The organism is Pseudobutyrivibrio ruminis CF1b (assembly GCF_000424005.1).
GTDB lineage: Bacteria > Bacillota > Clostridia > Lachnospirales > Lachnospiraceae > Pseudobutyrivibrio > Pseudobutyrivibrio ruminis_C.
In genome coordinates this window covers 809,343-829,395 of sequence record NZ_AUJB01000008.1, presented here as the reverse complement: position 1 = coordinate 829,395, position 20,053 = coordinate 809,343, and the positions used below count along the sequence as shown (strand labels likewise).

Annotated in this window: 16 protein-coding genes; all 16 read right to left on the bottom strand. The window is 39.1% G+C overall.

Annotated features, from left to right (window positions below):
• Window position 1 precedes the first annotated feature (1 nt).
• Entirely contained in the window at window positions 2–1,306 is a 1,305-nt protein-coding gene (locus G592_RS0106130; protein ID WP_028247044.1) for a pyrimidine-nucleoside phosphorylase, read from the bottom strand.
• Window positions 1,307–1,327: 21 nt separating this feature from the next.
• Entirely contained in the window at window positions 1,328–1,807 is a 480-nt protein-coding gene (gene rlmH, locus G592_RS0106125; protein ID WP_028247043.1) for a 23S rRNA (pseudouridine(1915)-N(3))-methyltransferase RlmH, read from the bottom strand.
• 221 nt (window positions 1,808–2,028) lie between these two features.
• Entirely contained in the window at window positions 2,029–3,186 is a 1,158-nt protein-coding gene (locus G592_RS15800; protein WP_036951839.1) for a chitobiase/beta-hexosaminidase C-terminal domain-containing protein, read from the bottom strand.
• A gap of 1 nt (window position 3,187) precedes the next feature.
• A complete protein-coding gene (locus G592_RS0106115) occupies window positions 3,188–4,858 on the bottom strand; it encodes a formate--tetrahydrofolate ligase (RefSeq protein ID WP_028247042.1) in 1,671 nt (556 codons plus the stop codon).
• Between the two features lie 16 nt (window positions 4,859–4,874).
• Window positions 4,875–7,601 (bottom strand): FtsK/SpoIIIE family DNA translocase, encoded by a 2,727-nt coding sequence (locus G592_RS15795; RefSeq protein ID WP_036951836.1) that lies wholly within the window; start codon window positions 7,599–7,601, stop codon window positions 4,875–4,877.
• Window positions 7,602–7,709: 108 nt separating this feature from the next.
• Window positions 7,710–9,158: a glycogen synthase gene (locus G592_RS0106105; RefSeq protein WP_028247041.1), complete on the bottom strand. Its 1,449-nt coding sequence runs from the start codon at window positions 9,156–9,158 to the stop codon at window positions 7,710–7,712.
• 37 nt (window positions 9,159–9,195) lie between these two features.
• The gene (locus tag G592_RS0106100) at window positions 9,196–9,924 is read right to left on the bottom strand and encodes a YebC/PmpR family DNA-binding transcriptional regulator (RefSeq protein WP_028247040.1); all 729 of its coding nucleotides are present in this window, start codon (window positions 9,922–9,924) and stop codon (window positions 9,196–9,198) included.
• Window positions 9,925–9,985: 61 nt separating this feature from the next.
• Entirely contained in the window at window positions 9,986–10,870 is an 885-nt protein-coding gene (locus G592_RS0106095) for a hemolysin family protein (protein WP_028247039.1), read from the bottom strand.
• Window positions 10,871–10,973: 103 nt separating this feature from the next.
• Window positions 10,974–11,735, bottom strand: coding sequence for a hypothetical protein (locus tag G592_RS15790; RefSeq protein WP_051194777.1), 762 nt, complete (start codon window positions 11,733–11,735; stop codon window positions 10,974–10,976).
• Between the two features lie 12 nt (window positions 11,736–11,747).
• On the bottom strand, window positions 11,748–12,377 hold the full coding sequence (locus tag G592_RS0106085) for a redox-sensing transcriptional repressor Rex (protein WP_028247038.1): 630 nt from the start codon (window positions 12,375–12,377) through the stop codon (window positions 11,748–11,750).
• A gap of 76 nt (window positions 12,378–12,453) precedes the next feature.
• Complete coding sequence (locus G592_RS0106080; RefSeq protein WP_028247037.1) at window positions 12,454–14,373, bottom strand: ABC-F family ATP-binding cassette domain-containing protein; 1,920 nt, start codon at window positions 14,371–14,373, stop codon at window positions 12,454–12,456.
• 59 nt (window positions 14,374–14,432) lie between these two features.
• Window positions 14,433–16,514 (bottom strand): polyribonucleotide nucleotidyltransferase, encoded by a 2,082-nt coding sequence (locus G592_RS0106075; protein ID WP_028247036.1) that lies wholly within the window; start codon window positions 16,512–16,514, stop codon window positions 14,433–14,435.
• Window positions 16,515–16,695: 181 nt separating this feature from the next.
• Window positions 16,696–16,962: a 30S ribosomal protein S15 gene (rpsO, locus tag G592_RS0106070; protein WP_028247035.1), complete on the bottom strand. Its 267-nt coding sequence runs from the start codon at window positions 16,960–16,962 to the stop codon at window positions 16,696–16,698.
• Window positions 16,963–17,112: 150 nt separating this feature from the next.
• Complete coding sequence (locus G592_RS0106065) at window positions 17,113–17,736, bottom strand: DUF4340 domain-containing protein (RefSeq protein ID WP_028247034.1); 624 nt, start codon at window positions 17,734–17,736, stop codon at window positions 17,113–17,115.
• Window positions 17,737–17,801: 65 nt separating this feature from the next.
• Window positions 17,802–19,076 (bottom strand): adenylosuccinate synthase, encoded by a 1,275-nt coding sequence (locus G592_RS0106060; protein WP_028247033.1) that lies wholly within the window; start codon window positions 19,074–19,076, stop codon window positions 17,802–17,804.
• 27 nt (window positions 19,077–19,103) lie between these two features.
• Window positions 19,104–19,976: a DegV family protein gene (locus G592_RS0106055; protein WP_028247032.1), complete on the bottom strand. Its 873-nt coding sequence runs from the start codon at window positions 19,974–19,976 to the stop codon at window positions 19,104–19,106.
• Between the last annotated feature and the right edge of the window lie 77 nt (window positions 19,977–20,053).

Genomic DNA, 20,053 nt, shown 5'->3' with positions numbered 1-20,053 from the left:
ACTATTCTACAATATCAATAATCAAATCCATGTGATTGCATTTCTCAGGAGAGATAACAGTGGCATTTCTAATCATCTCTTCTGCGTGAGCAATTTTACCCTGATCATTTGCATGAATATAGCAAATAGGCTCACCTTTTTTGATTTCGTCTCCAACCTTTTTATTTAATACAATACCAACAGCCATATCAATCACATCATCAAATGTCTCGCGGCCACCGCCAAGTGACATTGAAGCAAGACCAATAGCCTCAGCTTTGATAGCGTGAACGTATCCATCTGCTTCTGCATTTACAGGAATGATATGTGTAGCTGGCTTAAATTTATTAGTATCTTTAGCGTACGAAGAATCGCCACCCTGAGCATCGATGAATTCAACGAATTTATCAAATGCCTTTCCAGAAGCAACGGCTTCCTTCATAAGCTCTTTTGCCTTAGCCTTATCTGTCTCGATGCCAGAGAAAACAATCATCTGTGAGCCAAGCTCATAAACAACAGTCATTAAATCCTCTGGTCCCTTGCCGTTAAGAGCATCAATAGCCTCGATAACCTCTAAATCATTACCAATGGCATATCCTAAAGGCTCGTCCATATTTGTAAGAACTGCAGCAATCTTCTTGTCTGCGCGCTTTCCAATATCAACCATTGACTTGGCAAGCTCTAAAGCAGATTCCTTATTCTTCATGAAAGCACCGTCGCCTACAGTTACATCTAAAACGATGGCATCTGTACCAGCGGCAAGCTTCTTAGACATAATTGAACCGGTGATAAGTGAAATCTCATCAACAGTAGCTGTAACGTCTCTAAGAGCGTAAAGTTTCTTGTCAGCAGGAGCTAAATTCTTAGACTGGCCTGTAACGGCAATCTTGATGCTGTTAACCTGATTAATAAACTGGTCATCTGAAAGTTCGGCGTTAAATCCTGGAAAAGCCTCAAGCTTATCGATAGTACCACCAGTGTGGCCAAGACCTCTACCGCTCATCTTTGCTACTGGAACGCCGATAGATGCGATGATAGGTCCAAGTACAAGAGTAACCTTGTCGCCCACACCACCTGTAGAGTGCTTATCAATCTTAACTCCATCGATAGATGATAAATCAAGAATATCTCCAGAATCACGCATAGCCATAGTGAGGTCATATCTTTCTCTCACGTTCATACCGTTGAAGTAGATGGCCATTAAAAGAGCTGATATCTGATAATCAGGGATATCACCCTTTGTGTATCCATCGATAATATGATAAATCTCCTCTGTAGATAGCTCCTGTCCTAATTTTTTCTTTTCAATCAAATCATACATTCTCATAGAAAAATACCTCTATAATATTTATTTGTGATAAGGCTCGTTTTTCATAATACGCATAGCCCTATAAATTTGCTCTGATAAAATAACTCGCATAAGCTGATGTGGGAAAGTCATCTTTGAAAAAGATATTTGGAAATCAGATCTTTTAAGGACATTATCAGAAAGTCCAAGTGAACCTCCGATAACAAAAACTAATGAACTTCTCCCCTGGATTCCCAAATCCTCGATAAATTTAGAGAAAGTAACGGAATCCATCTGCTTTCCTAAAATAGCCAAGGCGATAACATAATCTCTTTCGCTGATATGTTTTAAAAGTCTTTCTCCTTCTTTGTCTTTCACTATGTCGATTTCTGTGCCAGAAGCATTCTCTGATGTCTTCTCATCAGGTACTTCTGTAATAGTGACTGAACAGTATTTTGAAAGCCTTTTAACATATTCATCTATAGCATCTCTATAGAATTTTTCTTTGATTTTTCCTACACAAAGAATTTTAACATTCATGAATTATATTTTAGAACATTTAGTAGGATTTAACAATAGAATCACATAGATTTAGTGGTTTATATAAACTATAGATAAAATAAAAAGACACGCCTGCGGTGACGTGTCTTTTAAAAGGGAGAATAATGTTATGAAAAATGTATCTCTTAATGAGATAGGCTTATATTACTAATAAATTATGTATAAATAAAGTACTAAATGTGAAAAAACTGTGAACATTATCAAGGATTATAAATATAATCCCCACGATACAATGGGCTGGTGTTTCCCTTGCTATCGACAATTACAACAGTAAGAACACTGGCACCTTTTAGGATAGGGAAAGGATCTGTGTATAAAATACCAACTTCTGATGGATCTGTTCCATCCCAGGTATAATATGCCTTACATCCCTCTGGTACTGTAACTGTAATATATTCCTGCTGAGTATATGTGCCGCCGTTAGGGCTCACCACTGGAGTGCCAAGGGATGGATGAACAATATTGTAGGTTTCGCTAACCACCTCAGAATAATCTCCAGAAGAACTCAGAGATACAGCTTTCACCTCTGTTACTCCCTCTTCAAGTTTGATTGTCTTAGAAAACAGCTTTCCTGAAGTTGTAGGATTCTTGCCATCTAAGGTATAGAAAATCTGATTTCCTTTGCTGCTTGTAAGTACCAGATAAACATCTTCATCGTAGTCTCCACCTAAATCACTAAATTCTGGTGGCTGCACAACATATGCATCAAACAGGGCCAGAATCTCCTGATTTGGAGCTTTGCTCTGGAGTTTATAGATGCTATCCATATCTCCAGTAGATGAATATGAATCCAACAACAAAGTGTATATTTTTTTGTTGGTACTGTCCTCTTCTAATGCTATGGTAAGGTATTCGATGGCTTTATCATATTCCTTGACTTTGTAATACATTCTTCCAAGGCCATACACGGCCTCAAAAGATGCATTATCAATTTCATAGGCTTCCTGGTATAAGCCCAGTGCTTTAGCGTATTGTGAATCGCTTTCAGCAGCAATGGCACTATTCATAACATTATCGTAGGAATGACTTCCAAGTAATGGAATGATGATAATCAGTCCTAATATTACTATTCCAAGAAATACAGCAAGCTTTATAAAGAAATCTTTATTTCTACTTAAAGCACTAGGGCTGGAAGTTTTCTTTTCTGTTTGCTGTTGTTTATTTGTTTCAACCTTAACAGGCTTATAAACGCCGGTAGCAAAGCGATTATTCTTTGCTTTATCCTTGTCTTCTACCACTCTGGAAAGAAGCTCTTCTTCTACTACATCGTAATTTGGCACAAGCTGAATAGACTCCCCACATTTTGGGCAGTATAAGAATCCTGATTCAATTTCAGCTCCGCATTTTTTACAATTCATATTAGAAAAGTCCTGTAATTACTCCGTCGTCTGTAACGTCAATATTATTAGCTGCTGGCTGTTTTGGAAGACCTGGCATAGTCATTATACTACCAGTAACCGCTACAACAAAACCAGCGCCTGCAGAAGCATATACTTCTCTTACGTTAACAGTAAAGCCTTCTGGGCGACCAAGTTTTGTCTGGTCATCTGAAAGAGAATACTGAGTCTTAGCCATACATACAGGGAAATTACCCATGCCAAGCTCTTCAATTCTCTTAAGTTCCTTCTCAGCAGCTGGAGAATATGTAACGTCATCAGCACCATAAATCTCTGTAGCAACTGTCTTAATCTTATCTTTAAGTGATAAAGAATCTTCGTAAAGTGGCTTGAAGTTGCTTTCCTTATTTTCAAGAACATAAAGAACCTTCTTGGCAAGCTCTACGCCGCCTTCGCCACCTTTTTCCCAAACCTCTGAAAGAGCGAACTCACATCCTCTCTCCTGGCAGAAATCACGAACGAAATCTGTCTCAGCCTGAGTATCAGTAACAAAAGAATTAAGTGTAACAACTACTGGTACACCGTACTTCTGTAAGTTTTCAATGTGCTTTTCAAGGTTAACAATACCCTTCTTTAAAGCATCAAGATTTTCTGTTGTAAGCTCTGCCTTTGGTACGCCACCATTGTATTTAAGAGCACGAACTGTAGCTACAAGAACTACAGCATCTGGCTTAAGACCAGCCATTCTGCACTTAATATCAAAGAACTTCTCAGCACCAAGGTCAGCGCCAAAACCAGCCTCAGTGATTGTGATATCAGCAAGCTTCATAGAAGCCTTTGTAGCACGAACTGAGTTACATCCATGGGCAATATTAGCAAATGGACCACCGTGAACAATAGCTGGTGTATGTTCAAGTGTCTGAATAAGGTTTGGCTTGAGAGCATCCTTAAGAAGGGCTGCCATAGCACCAGTAGCCTGTAAATCATCAGCTGTAACTGGTTTGCCATCGAAAGAATATGCTACGATGATTCTTCCAAGTCTCTTCTTTAAATCATGCATATCATCTGCAAGGCAAAGGATAGCCATGATTTCTGATGCTACGGTGATAACAAAATGATCCTCACGAACCATTCCATCCATCTTTGAGCCTAAACCTACAACGATATTTCTAAGAGCTCTGTCATTCATGTCGAGACATCTCTTCCACACAATCTGACGTGGATCAATTCCAAGAGAATTACCCTGCTGAATATGATTATCAAGCATTGCAGCCAATAAATTATTAGCAGATGTAATAGCATGGAAATCACCTGTAAAGTGGAGGTTAAGATCCTCCATAGGAACTACCTGGGCGTATCCGCCACCAGCAGCACCACCTTTAATTCCAAAACAAGGTCCTAAAGATGGCTCTCTGAGAGCAAGGCAGGCTTTCTTACCAAGAACGCCCATGGCCTGGCCAAGACCTACTGATGTAGTTGTTTTTCCCTCACCAGCAGGTGTAGGATTGATTGCAGTTACAAGAACGAGCTTTCCATTCTTGTTGCTTTCAATTTTGCTTAACAGCTCATCTGAGAATTTTGCTTTGTACTTGCCGTAAAGCTCAAGATCATCCTCCTGAATATTTAAGGATGAAGCAACCTCCTTAATGTGAACCATCTTTGCTTCCTGTGCGATTTGAATGTCTGACTTCATTTACAAACTCCCTTTACTATGCATTTATTAGTTCTTCAAACTCTGATATTGCCATTCGAATCTCTCGAGGCTTTGTGCCCATTTCCGGACCAACAACGCCGGCTTCTGCCAGCTGATCCATAATACGGGCTGCTCTGTTAAAGCCAATCCTGAAATTTCTTTGCAGATAGCCAATAGAACCCTTTTGATTTTCTATAACAAGACGTCCAGCTTCAGCGAAAAGTGGATCTCGGGAATTATCCGGCTCCCCGGAGATGCTCACTGCACCTGAACTTGTCTCAGAGTTTTGAATTTGTAACTCTATTTCTGAATTATCTTCTGCAGGCTCGTTGTTGTTCTTAAGGAAATCAACAACAGCGCTTACTTCATCATCACTTACAAATGCTCCCTGAATTCTAACTGGTTTAGATAGATTCTGAGGATAATAAAGCATATCACCATTACCCAGCAAATCTTCCGCGCCATTCATATCAAGAATAACTCGTGAATCATTACCGCTGGATACTGAAAAGGCAATTCTGGATGGTACATTTGCCTTGATCAAACCTGTAATAACATTAACTGTAGGCTTCTGAGTAGCTATAATGAGATGAATACCTGCAGCACGGGCCAGCTGTGCAAGACGAACAATGGAATCTTCTACGTCAGCAGCTGCGACCATCATAAGATCTGCAACCTCATCTAAGATTATAACTATCTTAGGCATCTTATCACGTCTGTTTTCAGGAACCTCATCTGGTAAAGAATTTGACTCTACCTTTTCATTGAAGCCTTCGATATTTCGAACCCCTGCAAGAGCAAGAAGCTCATATCTGTCTGTCATCTCCTTAACTGCCCAATGCAAAGCACCAGCAGCTTTCTTTGGATCTGTGATAACAGGAAGTAACAGATGTGGAATGCCGTTATATACTGAGAGCTCTACCATCTTAGGGTCAACCATGATCATCTTTACATCATCCGGGCTGGCATGATAAAGCATACTCATTATGATTGTGTTGATACAAACTGATTTACCTGAACCTGTGGCTCCGGCAATAAGCAAATGAGGCATCTTTTCGATATTTCCAACAATAACACTGCCTGCAATATCTTTACCTACGCAGAATGAAATCTTTGATTTAGCGTTCTTAAAGTCCTTGGATGAAACAAGTTCTTTAAAGCCAACCATTGATTTAACTTTATTAGGTACTTCAATACCAATAGCTGATTTGCCAGGGATAGGTGCCTCTATACGAACATCAGTAACAGCAAGATTAAGCTTGATATCATCAGCAAGGTTAACAACTTTTGATACACGGGTACCCACAGCAATCTCAAGCTCATATCTGGTAACTGAAGGGCCAAGTGTGACCTCAGTAACCTTAGCCTGAACACCAAAGCTGCTCAGAGCGGTCTCAAGCTTATTCGCCATTTCTGTAAGATATTCCTTTGAATCTCCACCATTTTTCTTAGCATCTTTAAGAAGTGTAAGAGGTGGATATCTATAAGGCTTCTTAGGTTTCTTTTTATCTGCATCTATTGATGCGCGTAAACTCTCTGAAGAATTTTCAATTTCATCTGCACTGGCGACAGAAGCTTTGGCGTGACGTACAGGCTCCGCCTCCTGCTCTGCTCTAAGACCTTCAGCCTCCTGTTCAGCCTCCATAAGAGCCGCTCCCTTAAAGGAAATGCCTCTCTTTTTAGGTTCGACAGGCTTATTAAGTGGAACATCCTCCGGAATAACTTCCTGAACAACAGGCTCAGCTTCACTAAAGGCGTGGGCGCTCTTTGAACGCTTGTCCCCGCTTCTTAAACGATGCCTGCTGGTTTTGGTGATTTCCATATCTTCTTCGCCTTCGGCAAGATTGAATCTTATTTCATTGACACCGTCAGCACTCATAGCTGCTTCAGTGTGGTCAGGCATAAGTGTGGTGTTTGATGTAACACCGGAAAATCTTCTGTCTCTGCGATTTCCCTCGGTCTGCTTCATCTGCTGAAGCTCCGCTTCCCTATCCTGCTGGATTTTATCAATAATCGCTCTTCTGTCATTATTAAAGCGAGTCTGATTAGCTTCTCTTTCCATAAGCTGACGTTCTCTGCGAACACGGCGTTTTTCTGCCGCTCTGTCAGCATGATATCTTGAAGACTGCTGTACTCTGTCAAAAGCAAAACGCTCAATGATGATAATAGTACAAACAATCATTGCAATCAGTACGATTAAATATGCGCCAAAGAGACCAAAACTGTCATTGATGCCAAAAACAATACCGCCACCAACTAATCCGCCGCCGTAATGCTTTTCCTTGGCAAAAGAAAAGGCATCAAGTGGTCGCAAAATGTTTTGACCATTAAGTATCAGCTCTACAAAAGCGCTTGCGAACATAAGCAAAACAAAACCAGCAATTACTTTTGCAATTGCTACTCTGTTACCGTAATTTGAAATTATAAAAAATGCTGAAAATGCAACCATGAAAGGCAGGACATACTGAATAATGCCGAAAACTCCAAATAGAAAATCGGCAACAGCATTACCAGCAACACCGCCAAGTCCAAAATTACTAATGCAAAGCAAAATACAAAGTGCTATTGAAGACCATAAAACAATCTCTTTTGAAGAATCCTCGAAGAATGGATCCTCAAATTCTACTTCGTCTTTAACTTTTCTAGTAGTCTTTTTCCTGGTGGAAGCTCTCTTAGATGAGCCCCCGGTCCTTGACCTGGTATTAGATTTTTTTCTAGAACTATTCTTCCCTTTTGTTGCCAAAATAAAACCTCATCCAATTATTCTTCGCTGTTTGTAATTATACTAAAATAACTACAAATCATCAAAAAGAGAATAGCAAAAACTATTCTCTTTTTAAGCTTGTATTTATCAACCAATAAGATAGTTGTAAATATTTTCGTATTTTTCCTTTTGTACGGACCAAGAATAATTTTTATTCATACCACGCTCAACCATTTTATTCCATTGAGCTTTTTTATCGAAGAATACAAATTTACTGTAATTAACAGTGTTAAGAAGCTCATCTCCGTTATAATTTGCAAATGAGAATCCATCACCTGTCTTCATGTATTCATTGTATGCTTCTACTGTATCCTTTAAACCACCAGTCTCACGAACGATTGGTACAGTTCCATATCTGAAAGAAATCAACTGAGTCAATCCACATGGCTCAAATCTGGATGGCATAAGGAATGCATCCGCTGCTGCATAAAGTCTGTGAGCCATAGCATCATCATAGCTGATGTTTGCAGAAATCTTCTCTGGGTACTTCCATGCGTAGTGTCTAAACATGTTCTCATATTTAGATTCGCCAGTACCGATTACAACAAGCTGTGTGAAGTCATCTACGATACCTTCAATACAGTAATTGATAAGATCTAATCCCTTTTGATCTGTAAGTCTTGAAATAAGACCAATCATGTATTTCTTAGGGTCTACATCTAATCCTAACTCCTGCTGGAGCTTAGTCTTGTTGATTTTCTTATTCTTTCTGAAGTTGGAAACATCGTAATTCTTAAAAATCTTAGAATCTGTAGCTGGGTCGTAAACAACATTATCAATACCATTTACAATACCCTGCATGTCGTAATGACGGGCTCTAAGAAGACCATCAAGGCCCTCACCATAGTATGGAGTCTGAATCTCATCACAGTAGTTTGAAGAAACTGTAGTGATGTAATCAGCATATACTAAACCGCCCTTAAGCATGTTTCCGCATTTCTTGTACTCAAGCTTATCTGGAGTAAATAAATCCATTGGAAGGCCTGAAATACCAGATACAGTCTTAGTGTCCCACATTCCCTGGAACTTAAGATTATGAATAGTCATAACAGATTTCATACCCCAGAAGAACTGATCTCCCTGGAAATCTGTCTTTAAATATACTGGAATAAAACCAGTCTGCCAGTCATGGCAGTGAATAAGATTAGGCTGATATCCAATAAGTGGAAGCATTGAAAGAACAGCCTTATCAAAGAAAATAAACTTTTCAAGGTCCCATCTATCCTCTGAGTAAGGATAGAAACAATCAAAGTAATCATGATTGTCTATAAAGTAAAAAGTAACACCATCTAATTCATACTCAAAAACACCAACGTATTTTGTGCCAACAAGTGGTCCCATATTCATCTGAAAACTGGTAAGGTATCTGAAATCCTTTTTATATTTCTCAGGAATGAATGTGTAATATGGTAAAACTACTCTGACATCAAAATAATCCTTACAAAATTCCTTTGGCAGTGCACCACAAACGTCAGCCAAACCTCCGGTCTTTACAAATGGTACGCATTCACTAGACGCAAATAAAATTTTGTTCATTAGTTTTTAACCCCGCATATTTTATAGTAAAACTACATTACTCGTCCCAATTGTGATAAACGTTCTGCACGTCATCATCTTCATCAAGAAGATCAAGAATCTTATTAATCTTGTATAAATCCTGCTCGTCTGTGAGCTCAACATATGTCTGAGGAATCATTGTAACCTCAGCATCTGCCATAGGAATATTCTCAGCCTCAAGAGCTTCTCTAACCTTAGAGAAATCCTCTGGTGTAGTGTAAATCTCGAAGCAATCCTCTTCCTCAGAGAAATCCTCTGCGCCTGCATCAAGTGCAACCATCATTAAATCATCAGCTTCCATAGAGCACTCTTCCTTAGAAACGATGATCTGACCTCTGTTATCGAACATGAAAGATACGCAACCTGGAGTACCGATGCTTCCGCCACCCTTTGTGAAAGCGTTACGAACGTTAGCTGCTGTACGGTTACGGTTGTCTGTAAGGCAATCTACGATAATAGCTGTACCGTTAGGACCGTATCCTTCGTATGTAACTGATTCATAGTTTACAGCGTCAGCGTTACCAGCTGCTTTCTTAATACCACTTTCGATAGTAGCATTAGGAACGTTGTTAGCCTTAGCCTTAGCGATAACATCACGAAGCTTTGAATTATTATTAGGATCTGGACCGCCCTCCTTAACTGCTACGGCAATCTCACGACCGATAATTGTAAAAATCTTACCCTTTGCAGCATCATTCTTTTCTTTTTTGTGCTTAATATTAGCAAATTTTGAATGTCCTGACATATATTTATATACCTCTTTTCTTATTTTAAAATCTCAAAAAATTATATCAAATAACAATCTGTTATTCAACGTGGCGTTTCCTACGAACATATACTTGTCCGATAACCTTTTCTGAGACATTTTTTACATAATATGTAAAATTGTCGTCCTCAAGCTTGAAGCTGGAGCCGTCATCCGGAATCTTACCTAGAAGAGAAATCAAATATCCATTGAGAGTCTCATAATCTTCTGAAAGATTCATTCCAAGAATCTCTTCCACTTCCTCTAAGGTAGTGCTGCCATCCATCATAAATGAATCAGCAGTACGAATCTCTATGGAAGCTTCTTCTTCATCGTGTTCATCCTCTATATTTCCAACTATCTCTTCCAAAATATCTTCAAGGGATAAAATACCTGAAACCTGACCATATTCATCCATCACAATGACCATATGTCGCTTTTTAGACTGCATTTTGGCAAACAGTGTGTTTATACCATGAGTCTCAGGAACAAATTCCGCAACGGACATTAAATCCTGAAGGTCCTTTATTTTTACATTATCAACATCCTTATCAAAATACATGAGAATGTCTTTGATATGTAAGATGCCTATAATATTATCCAAATCCTCTAAATATACAGGATAACGGCTCATGTTGTTATCATTGATAAAGGAAATTGCCTCTCTTAAAGTAAGCTCTCCATCAATAGCCACGATGTTTTTTCGGTGAGTCATAATATCTTTAACATCAGTATCTGAAAATTCAAAAATATTCTGAATCATAGCGGCTTCTGAGGCTAAAATATTGCCATCTTCATGGCCTTCGTTTACAAGGGATATTACATCCTCTTCTGTAACGTTCTCCTGTTTTGATTTGCGATATAAGATAATTATTGCTATAAGTTCGGCTATAACAAGAATAGCCAGAAGAACTATAAAAATATAGGGATTCGACCCGTCGTCCATTAGTTTCTCCTTTCGAAAACAATATGTTTCACGACTTATATTTTACCATAATCGTAAAAAAAAGACTAAACTTTATATAGCTTAGTCTTTAAAAATTCATAGATTATTCAGATTCGGCTGGACTGTCTTCGACTTCAGTTTCTTCAGACTCTCTAGTCTCTTTTGAAACTGCATCTAAATCAACTTCTTCCAAATCAACTTTAGATAAATCTGCCACCTCTGCATCTGTAGATTTCTTGGTGTGACCTTCTGAAATCTTATCATCAGCTATGCCAATATAGAAATCTCCATTTTGCATATCAAACAGATTTAAAACCTCCATGCCAAATACATCGTGCATGTATGAATAAATCTCTTTATTATTTATCTCGCGATTATGCTTTCTAATAACGTTTTTCTTAAGCTGTACTCTGATGTCTTTAATCCAATTAGTGATTTCCTCAGCTTCAGAAGAATTGGTTCTGAGCTTATCATAGCAATAATCCATGGTAGCCATCATAAGGTCTCTATTAACCTGATCAGTCTCACCTGGTAAATCTTTTTGCTCATCCTCAGCAGCAGCGATTCTCTCATTGCATTCTTCCAAAAGTCTCTTATCGTCATCAAGCTTTTTTGAAACAAGATCTGATGTACCTTCCATGTTTTCCATGACGGAAGCCATAAGACTTTCCTTGACTTTCTTTAAATCTTTAAGTTCCTTTTTAAGCTCTGCGTCTCTTTTGAGAAGCTCACTTTCTTTATTTTCAAGCTCTTTTACATCGTCTGGCTTTCCACCTAGAGCAAAGAGTCTGTGCCATTTCTGGTCTAATATAAGCATCGGAACCTTGATTTTAGCAATTGCATTTTGAAAATCATGTTCTGCCATAAAATCACCTACTTATTTTTGCTTGGTAATATTATATGATAACTGCATCAAGCTATCAGAAAGATGAACATTTTCAATAACAACATCTGGAATATCATCCAAATCAACGTGTGCAAAATTCCAAATAGCATGAACGCCAAGTGAAACCAGCTTTAAAGCTGTTGATTTTGCATTTGCCTTTGGAAGTGTAAGGGCTGCAATCTCAACATCATTATTCTTAACAAATTCTGGCAATTCATCCAGCATCTGTATAGGTAAGTCTCTAACCATTTTACCCTTTAATTCAGGGTTTGTATCAAATAAACCAATAATCTTGAAGCCAACTCGCTCAAACTTAACGTAACCTGCAATAGCCTGTCCAAGATTACCTGCACCAATTACAATAACATTATGGGTCTCATTAACACCAAGGATATTACCAATCTCATCATGAAGATAAGCTACATTGTAACCATAACCCTGCTGTCCGAAACCACCAAAGTTATTTAAATCCTGTCTTATTTGAGATGCCGTAACGTGCATACGCTTGCTTAAATCGTTTGAAGAAATGCGTTCAACACCATCATCAAGAAGTTCTCCTAAATATCTGTAGTATCTAGGAAGTCTCCTGATTACCGCCTGCGAAATTTGTTTGTCCAAAATAAACGCCTCCTATAAAATGATTAATTTCATTATAGAATCCTCAAAAAAGTTTGTCAACAAATTAACAATTTCTACACTATAAACTACTAATTTCTTCCCACTGTTGATACAAGTTATCAAGTTTAACGTTTATTTCATTTTGTTTTGCAGTTAATTCATTTAATTTTGCAGAGTTTGTCATGTTCTCAGGCTTAACAAATTCCTCGTCAATTGCTGTTTTTTCAGCCTCAAGCTGTTCTATTTCTTCTTCAATCTTCGAGATACGGTTCTGAAGCTTTCTCTTCTCTGCTTCAATACGTTTCTGCTCTTTGAAATCAAGCTTTGCTGCAGTCTCTTCCTGATTAGAACCAGAGCTTTGAGACAAGTTAGATGTAGATGTATTGCCGTATAACTGCTCTTTCTTTGCAATATAGTCATCATAGTTGCCTAAGTATTTTGTAAGTCCACCATTCGAAAGTTCTAAGATTGTGTTAGCTGTCTTATTTACAAAATATCTGTCATGGCTTACGTATAAAAGAGTGCCATCATACTCATTGAGAGCCTCTTCAAGCATCTGCTTTGAATCCATATCCAAATGGTTTGTAGGCTCATCAAGGATAAGAAGGTTAGATTTTGAAAGCATTAACTTTGCAAGTGAAACTCTTCCGCGCTCACCACCGGATAAATCGCTAATACGCTTAAATACATCATCCTCTGTAAACATAAATGCAGCCAGAGTGTTTCTGACCTTAGTTTCAGTAAGGAATGGATAGGCATCGTGAAGCTCGCTGAAAATAGTGTTAGATTCTGTAAGCCCCTGCTGTTCCTGATCGTAATATCCAACAGTAACATTGGCACCAAAACGAATCTCACCAGATTCAAAATCAGTAAGACCATTAATACACTTTAAAATTGTAGTTTTTCCTGTACCGTTATCGCCAAGGATAGCGATTCTATCGCCCTTATGAATGTCAAAAGATAAATCAGTAAAGATGTTTTTATCGTCATATGACTTTGTTACATGAGAAAAATCAAGAACATCCTTACCACTTTCCTTTTCAATCTCAAGTGTAAGACGCATCTTTGGTAAATCCTTATCAGGTGCGTCCATAACATCCATCTTATCAAGGAGTTTCTTACGACTTTCTGCTCTCTTAATAGACTTTTCTCTGTTGTATGACTGAAGCTTTTCTATAACAGCTTTCTGGTGCTCGATTTCCTTCTGCTGCTTTTCATATGCATTCTCATATGAAATCTGAGCAAGCTCTTTTTGTGCTACAAATGAAGAATAATTACCAGTGTAAACGCTGGTTCTTCCATAAGATAAATCAACCACATGATCAGCCATCTTATCAAGGAAATATCTATCGTGGGCTACAATTACAACAGCGCCCTTATATGAAGCAAGATATCCTTCAAGCCACATAATTGAATTCAAATCCAGGTGGTTTATAGGCTCATCAAGAAGAAGTAAATCTGGTGAAGATGCAAGGAGTCTACCTAAGCTGACTCTTGTTTTCTGTCCACCAGAAAGTTCATTCATGCTTTTTGAAAGGTCATCCCCCTCAAAGCCAAGTCCCTTTAAGATACCTACAGCTTCTGAACGGAATGTATAACCACCCTTAAGGTCAAATTGATGCTGAAGCTTGTGATAGCCTTCCATGAAAGATTCCATTTCATCATGGGAAATATCGCTCATCTGCTGTTCCATTTCAGCAAGACGCTTCTCCATGGAAAGAAGGTCTTCTCTGGCACCAAGAACAGTATCTAAAATGTTGCTACCGAAAGAATCTTCCTGGTACTGAGCCAGATAGCCCATAGTAGCATCTTTCTTAAGTGTAACCTCACCATCATCTGCAGGAAGTTCTCCGATGATGATTTTAAGGAGTGTAGACTTTCCAGTACCATTATTGCCGACAATGGCTACCTTTGAGCCCTCATCTACAGTAAAAGTAGCATCTTTAATTATGGAATCCTCTCCAAAGGATTTATATATATGTGAAACATTTAATAACATAATATTTTTCCTTAAAAAAAGCGCCCGACAAAATGCCAGGCGCATTTAATTCTAGTAAATTACTGAACGTCCTTAATAGAGAAGCTGATACGTCCCATCTTGTCCTTGCCAAGGCAGATAACCTTAACAGTATCACCAAGAGTAAGAACATCTTCAACTCTATCAATTCTCTCCTTAGCAATCTTAGAAATATGAACCATTCCTTCCTTGCCTGGAGCAAACTCGATGAATGCACCGAATTCCTTAATGCTGACAACCTTACCTGTAAGGATCTGATCCTTCTCGAAATCTGTAGTGATGATTTCGATCATTCTCTTTGCCTCATCCATCTTTGCAGCATCTGTACCGCAGATAGAAACGTTGCCCTCATCTGTAATATCAATCTTAACATCGCATCTTGCAATGATTTCGTTGATTGTCTTTCCACGCTGTCCAACAACATCACCAATCTTCTCTGGATCGATAGAAAGCTGGATAATCTTTGGAGCGTACTCGCCAACCTGTGGACGTGGCTCTGCAATAGCCTTGCTCATGCAGTTGTCCATAATGAAGAATCTAGCTTCACGACAACGAGCGATAGCGCCCTCAACGATTGGACGTGTAAGACCGTGGATCTTAATATCCATCTGAATAGCTGTGATACCTTCCTTAGTACCAGTAACCTTGAAGTCCATATCTCCGAAGAAGTCCTCAAGACCCTGAATATCTGTAAGAAGTACAAAATCGTCATCTGTATCGCCTGTAACAAGACCACAAGAGATACCAGCTACCATAGCCTTAATTGGAACACCAGCAGCCATAAGTGACATACAAGATGCACATGTAGAAGCCATTGATGTAGAACCGTTTGATTCAAATGTCTCAGATACGGCACGGATTGCATATGGGAACTCCTCTGGTGTAGGAAGTACAGGAAGAAGTGCTCTCTCTGCAAGTGCACCGTGACCAATCTCACGACGTCCTGGTCCTCTAGAAGGCTTTGTCTCACCTACTGAGTATGCAGGGAAATTGTAGTGGTGCATATATCTCTTCTCTGTAACGAAGGCATCAAGACCATCAATCTTCTGTGCCTCTGAAAGAGGAGCAAGTGTTACTACGTCACAAATCTGTGTCTGTCCACGAGTGAACATTGAAGAACCGTGAACACGTGGAATAATATCAACCTCAGCTGCAAGTGGACGAATCTGATCAAGCTGACGTCCGTCTGGACGCTTGTGATCCTTAAGAATCATCTTGCGAACTGTCTTCTTCTCATACTGGTAAATAGCCTCACCAAGAACTGCAAGCCATTCCTCATTCTCTGCGAAAGCTTCTTCAAGACGCTCAGTGATCTGACGGATGTTCTCCTCACGAACCTGCTTCTCATCTGTGAATACAGCCTCTTCCATCTCTGCTGGAGGAACGATTTCCTTCATCTTAGCAAAGAGCTCTTCTGGAATAGCGCATGATGTGTACTCGTGCTTTGGCTTACCACACTCTTTAACCATCTCATCGATGAAGTTGATGATTGTCTGGTTAACATCGTGGCACTTGTAGATAGCTTCAATCATCTTATCCTCAGGGATGATGTTAGCACCAGCCTCGATCATAATAACCTTTTCTCTTGTAGAAGCAACTGTAAGCTTAAGGTCACCCTTATCCCACTGCTCCTGTGAAGGGTTAACGATTAACTCACCATTAACCATACCCATCTGAGTCATAGCGCAAGGGCCGTCAAATGGGATATCAGAAATACATGTTGAAATAGCAGCACCAAGCATAGCAACAAGCTCTGGACGGCACTGTGGATCAACAGCCATAACCATATTGTTAAGTGTAACGTCGTTACGATAATCCTTTGGGAAAAGTGGACGCATAGGTCTGTCGATAACACGAGATGTAAGAACTGCATTCTCAGATGCCTTACCCTCTCTCTTATTGAAACCGCCAGGAATCTTACCTACTGCGTATGTCTTCTCTTCGAACTCTACTGAGAGTGGGAAGAAATCAATGCCATCACGTGGCTTGTCAGATGCTGTAGCAGTTGAAAGAACTGTTGTATCACCATACTGAATAAAAGCTGCTCCATTAGCCTGAGCTGCAACTCTGCCGATATCAACACGAAGTGTTCTACCAGCTAAATCCATTGTAAATGTCTTCATGGTTTTCTCCTTATAAACTTAAATTATATTAAGCTCTAACCCGAAACTACTGAAAATGAAGCGAACTTCTAGAACCTTCGGCATATAAAATGCCTTTCGCTAACAAATTCAGTGGCTTCGGATTGGGCTCGAAAACTAAATCATAGAAAAATGAGCGGAGAATACACTCCGCTCTTATAGATTACTTTCTTAAGCCAAGACGCTCAATAATTGAACGATATCTCTCAATGTCTGTGTTCTTAAGGTATGCAAGAAGGTTTCTTCTCTTACCAACCATCTTCATCATACCACGACGTGAATGATGATCACCTGGGTTAGCCTTAAGGTGCTCTGTAAGCTCTGAAATACGAGCTGTAAGAACTGCGATCTGAACCTCTGGAGAACCTGTGTCACCAGCTGTTCTAGCGTACTCATTGATAATAGCCTGCTTCTTCTCTTTTGTAATCATTTTACTACCTCCTAATAAAACTATAAATATGCCGTAACTAAGGCAAAGGTCGGAGTGTCCAAAACCTGAGTTACAGTAAATCGTACTTTAGTATAATAGCACAGCCCTTGTAATATGTAAACATGGAAAATATTTGGACATATGCTTATTTTATAACTGAATTAAATCCTGTATCGCATATTCGCATACATTGCCCAATTTGCCACCATTTACATATATTGTAGAGAAATCATAATTTAGGGCATAATATATTTTCCCATCTTCACTATCATTATTTATAGAAACTATGATTGTATCTCCTGCTGAGTCCTGAATAGTGAAGGTTTTTGAATTCTGATCCAGTCCATAATCTTCACCATTTGCATCTTCTATATATTCAACACAATGAATGTCACAAAGATAATTTAGGATACTGTCAATTCTGTCCTGATTTATTTCAAAATCAGTATCGTCTGAATAAATCCACTTTCCATCAATCTTTTCAAAACCAAGAACTATTCCATTGGAATCCGGAAAAGAGAAACTGTATACCTCATCCTTTTCCATGAAAATAATTTGGTCGCCCTTGTCTTTGTCTGTACTCTTTTTGTCAAGTTTCTCAGCATGGGATGGATTACCTGTAACCGGGTCATCATCAGGGTTTTTAAGACCTAATGGTGGGTTTGTGGAATTAACCTGGTAAATCCTATAGATAATACCCAAGAAGCAAATTATTATAAGCGCAAGAATCAATAAAGCTATTTTTAATTTCTTGGATTTAAAAAACGCCTCCATAACTCTAACCCCTCCTAAATAAAAAAATTGCCTTACAATAAATATTGTAAAGCAATTTTGAAATATTATCTATAAATAATGTCATCTCTGCTTGGACCGTTTGAAATCATTGTGATAGGGAAGCCAATCTCTTTCTCAATAAATTCAATGTATGCTCGGCAGTTCTCTGGAAGATCTTCGTATTTTTTAATTCCACGAATATCACATTTCCAACCTGGAAGTGTTTTAAGAACTGGCTTAGCCTTCTCAAGCTTAGATGTAACAGGGAAGTCTGTAGTAACCTCTCCGTCGATTTCATATCCAACACATACAGGAATCTCATCAAGATATCCAAGTACATCAACTACTGTAAATGCAACATCTGTTGTACCCTGCATTCTGCAGCCGTACTTAGAAGCAACACAGTCGAACCAACCCATACGACGTGGACGACCTGTTGTAGCACCAAACTCACCGCCGTCTCCACCGCGGCGTCTAAGCTCATCTGCCTCATCTCCGAAGATTTCTGAAACGAATGCACCGGCACCAACTGCTGAAGAATATGCCTTACATACAGTAACAACCTGCTTGAGCTCCTGAGCTGGGATACCAGCACCAACACAACCGTAAGGAGCAAGTGTTGATGAAGATGTAACCATAGGATAAATACCATGGTCCGGATCCTTAAGAGTACCAAGCTGTCCTTCAAGAAGGATTGTCTTATCTTCCTTAAGTGCGTTCCAAAGGAATGCAGATGTATCGCAAACATATGGTGCAATCATATCTCTGTACTCGTGGAGTGTATCAAGAAGTTCCTCTGGAGTAAGAAGTGGCTTGTGATAGAGATGCTCTAAGAGAACGTTCTTCTGGTCACATGTACGAACTACCTTTTCCTTTAAAAGCTCCTCATCGAAAAGCTCCTGAACCTGGTAGCCAATCTTTGCATATTTATCTGAATAGAATGGAGCAATACCGCTCTTTGTAGAACCGAAGGAAGCCTTTCCAAGACGTTCCTCTTCATATTGATCAAAGAGAATGTGATATGGCATTACAATCTGAGCTCTATCTGATACCAAAATCTTTGGTGCAGGTACTCCCTTCTCAACAATGGAGTTGATCTCATTAATAAGGATTGGAATATTAAGAGCTACACCGTTACCAATGATGCTGGTAGTGTGACTATAAAATACTCCAGAAGGTAATGTGTGAAGAGCGAACTTACCGTAGTTATTAACGATAGTATGTCCAGCGTTAGCTCCTCCCTGAAAACGAACAATAATGTCAGCATTCGCAGCCATCATGTCAGTAATCTTGCCTTTTCCTTCGTCGCCCCAATTGGCGCCTACAACTGCTTTTACCATAACAATCCTCCTAAAATATTACCTAAATTATTCTATATCAATCAATTTCTTTGTAACTGTACAAGCTAAAGCGCCTGGTCCGATGTGACAAGAAACTGATAATGATAACGGATCTATCCAAATATTTTTAACAGGAAATTCTTGTAATAACTCTTCTGCGAATTTCTCAGCTGCTGCCTGATTCTGAGTATGTGCTACTGAAATAACAACATCATCAAAATTATCTGTATGAAGAACATCTTTCATGTCCTTTTTTAATGCTTCAATCATAGTCTGCTTTGCAGCCTTCATAGTACGGGCCATGCTGTACTTATCAAGCTTCTCTCCGTAGATAGAAAGAACTGGCTTAATCTTAAGCAATGAACCAATAGCTGCTACTGCAGGTGTAAGTCTGCCACCCTTCTTTAAATATTCAAGAGTGTCTACTGTAATGTATATAGTAGATGCTGACTTGATTTCCATAAGAGCATCGCAGATTTCCTGAGCACTCTTACCCATGTCAGCAAGCTTCTTAGCTTCTAAAGCTGAAAGCTTCTGTGTAACTGAAATACGCTGATTGTCTACAACTACAACTCTTCCATCGTAATCATCTGCTAGCATCTTTGCTGTAGCACAAGATGATGAAAGACCTGATGACATAGGAATGTAAACAAGCTCATCGTACTCCTCTAAGATCTTGTCCCAGTCATCCATGAGATTTCCTGTGATAGGCATCGATGTGGTAATCTCACCACCCTGTGTGAGCTTCTCATAAAACTCATCCTGAGTCAGGTCAATATCCTCATAATATAACTGTCCATCAATATAAAAAGGCATTGGCTCAACGAAGATACCTAACTTCTTAGATTCCTCCTGAGTAATGCCACTATTGCTATCTGTAAGTATCGCTACTTTACTCATAATTCACCTCAAAAAATGTATTGCCTCTAAAATAAAAGCACCGCTGATTATGATACCATAACCAGCGGTGAAAGTGA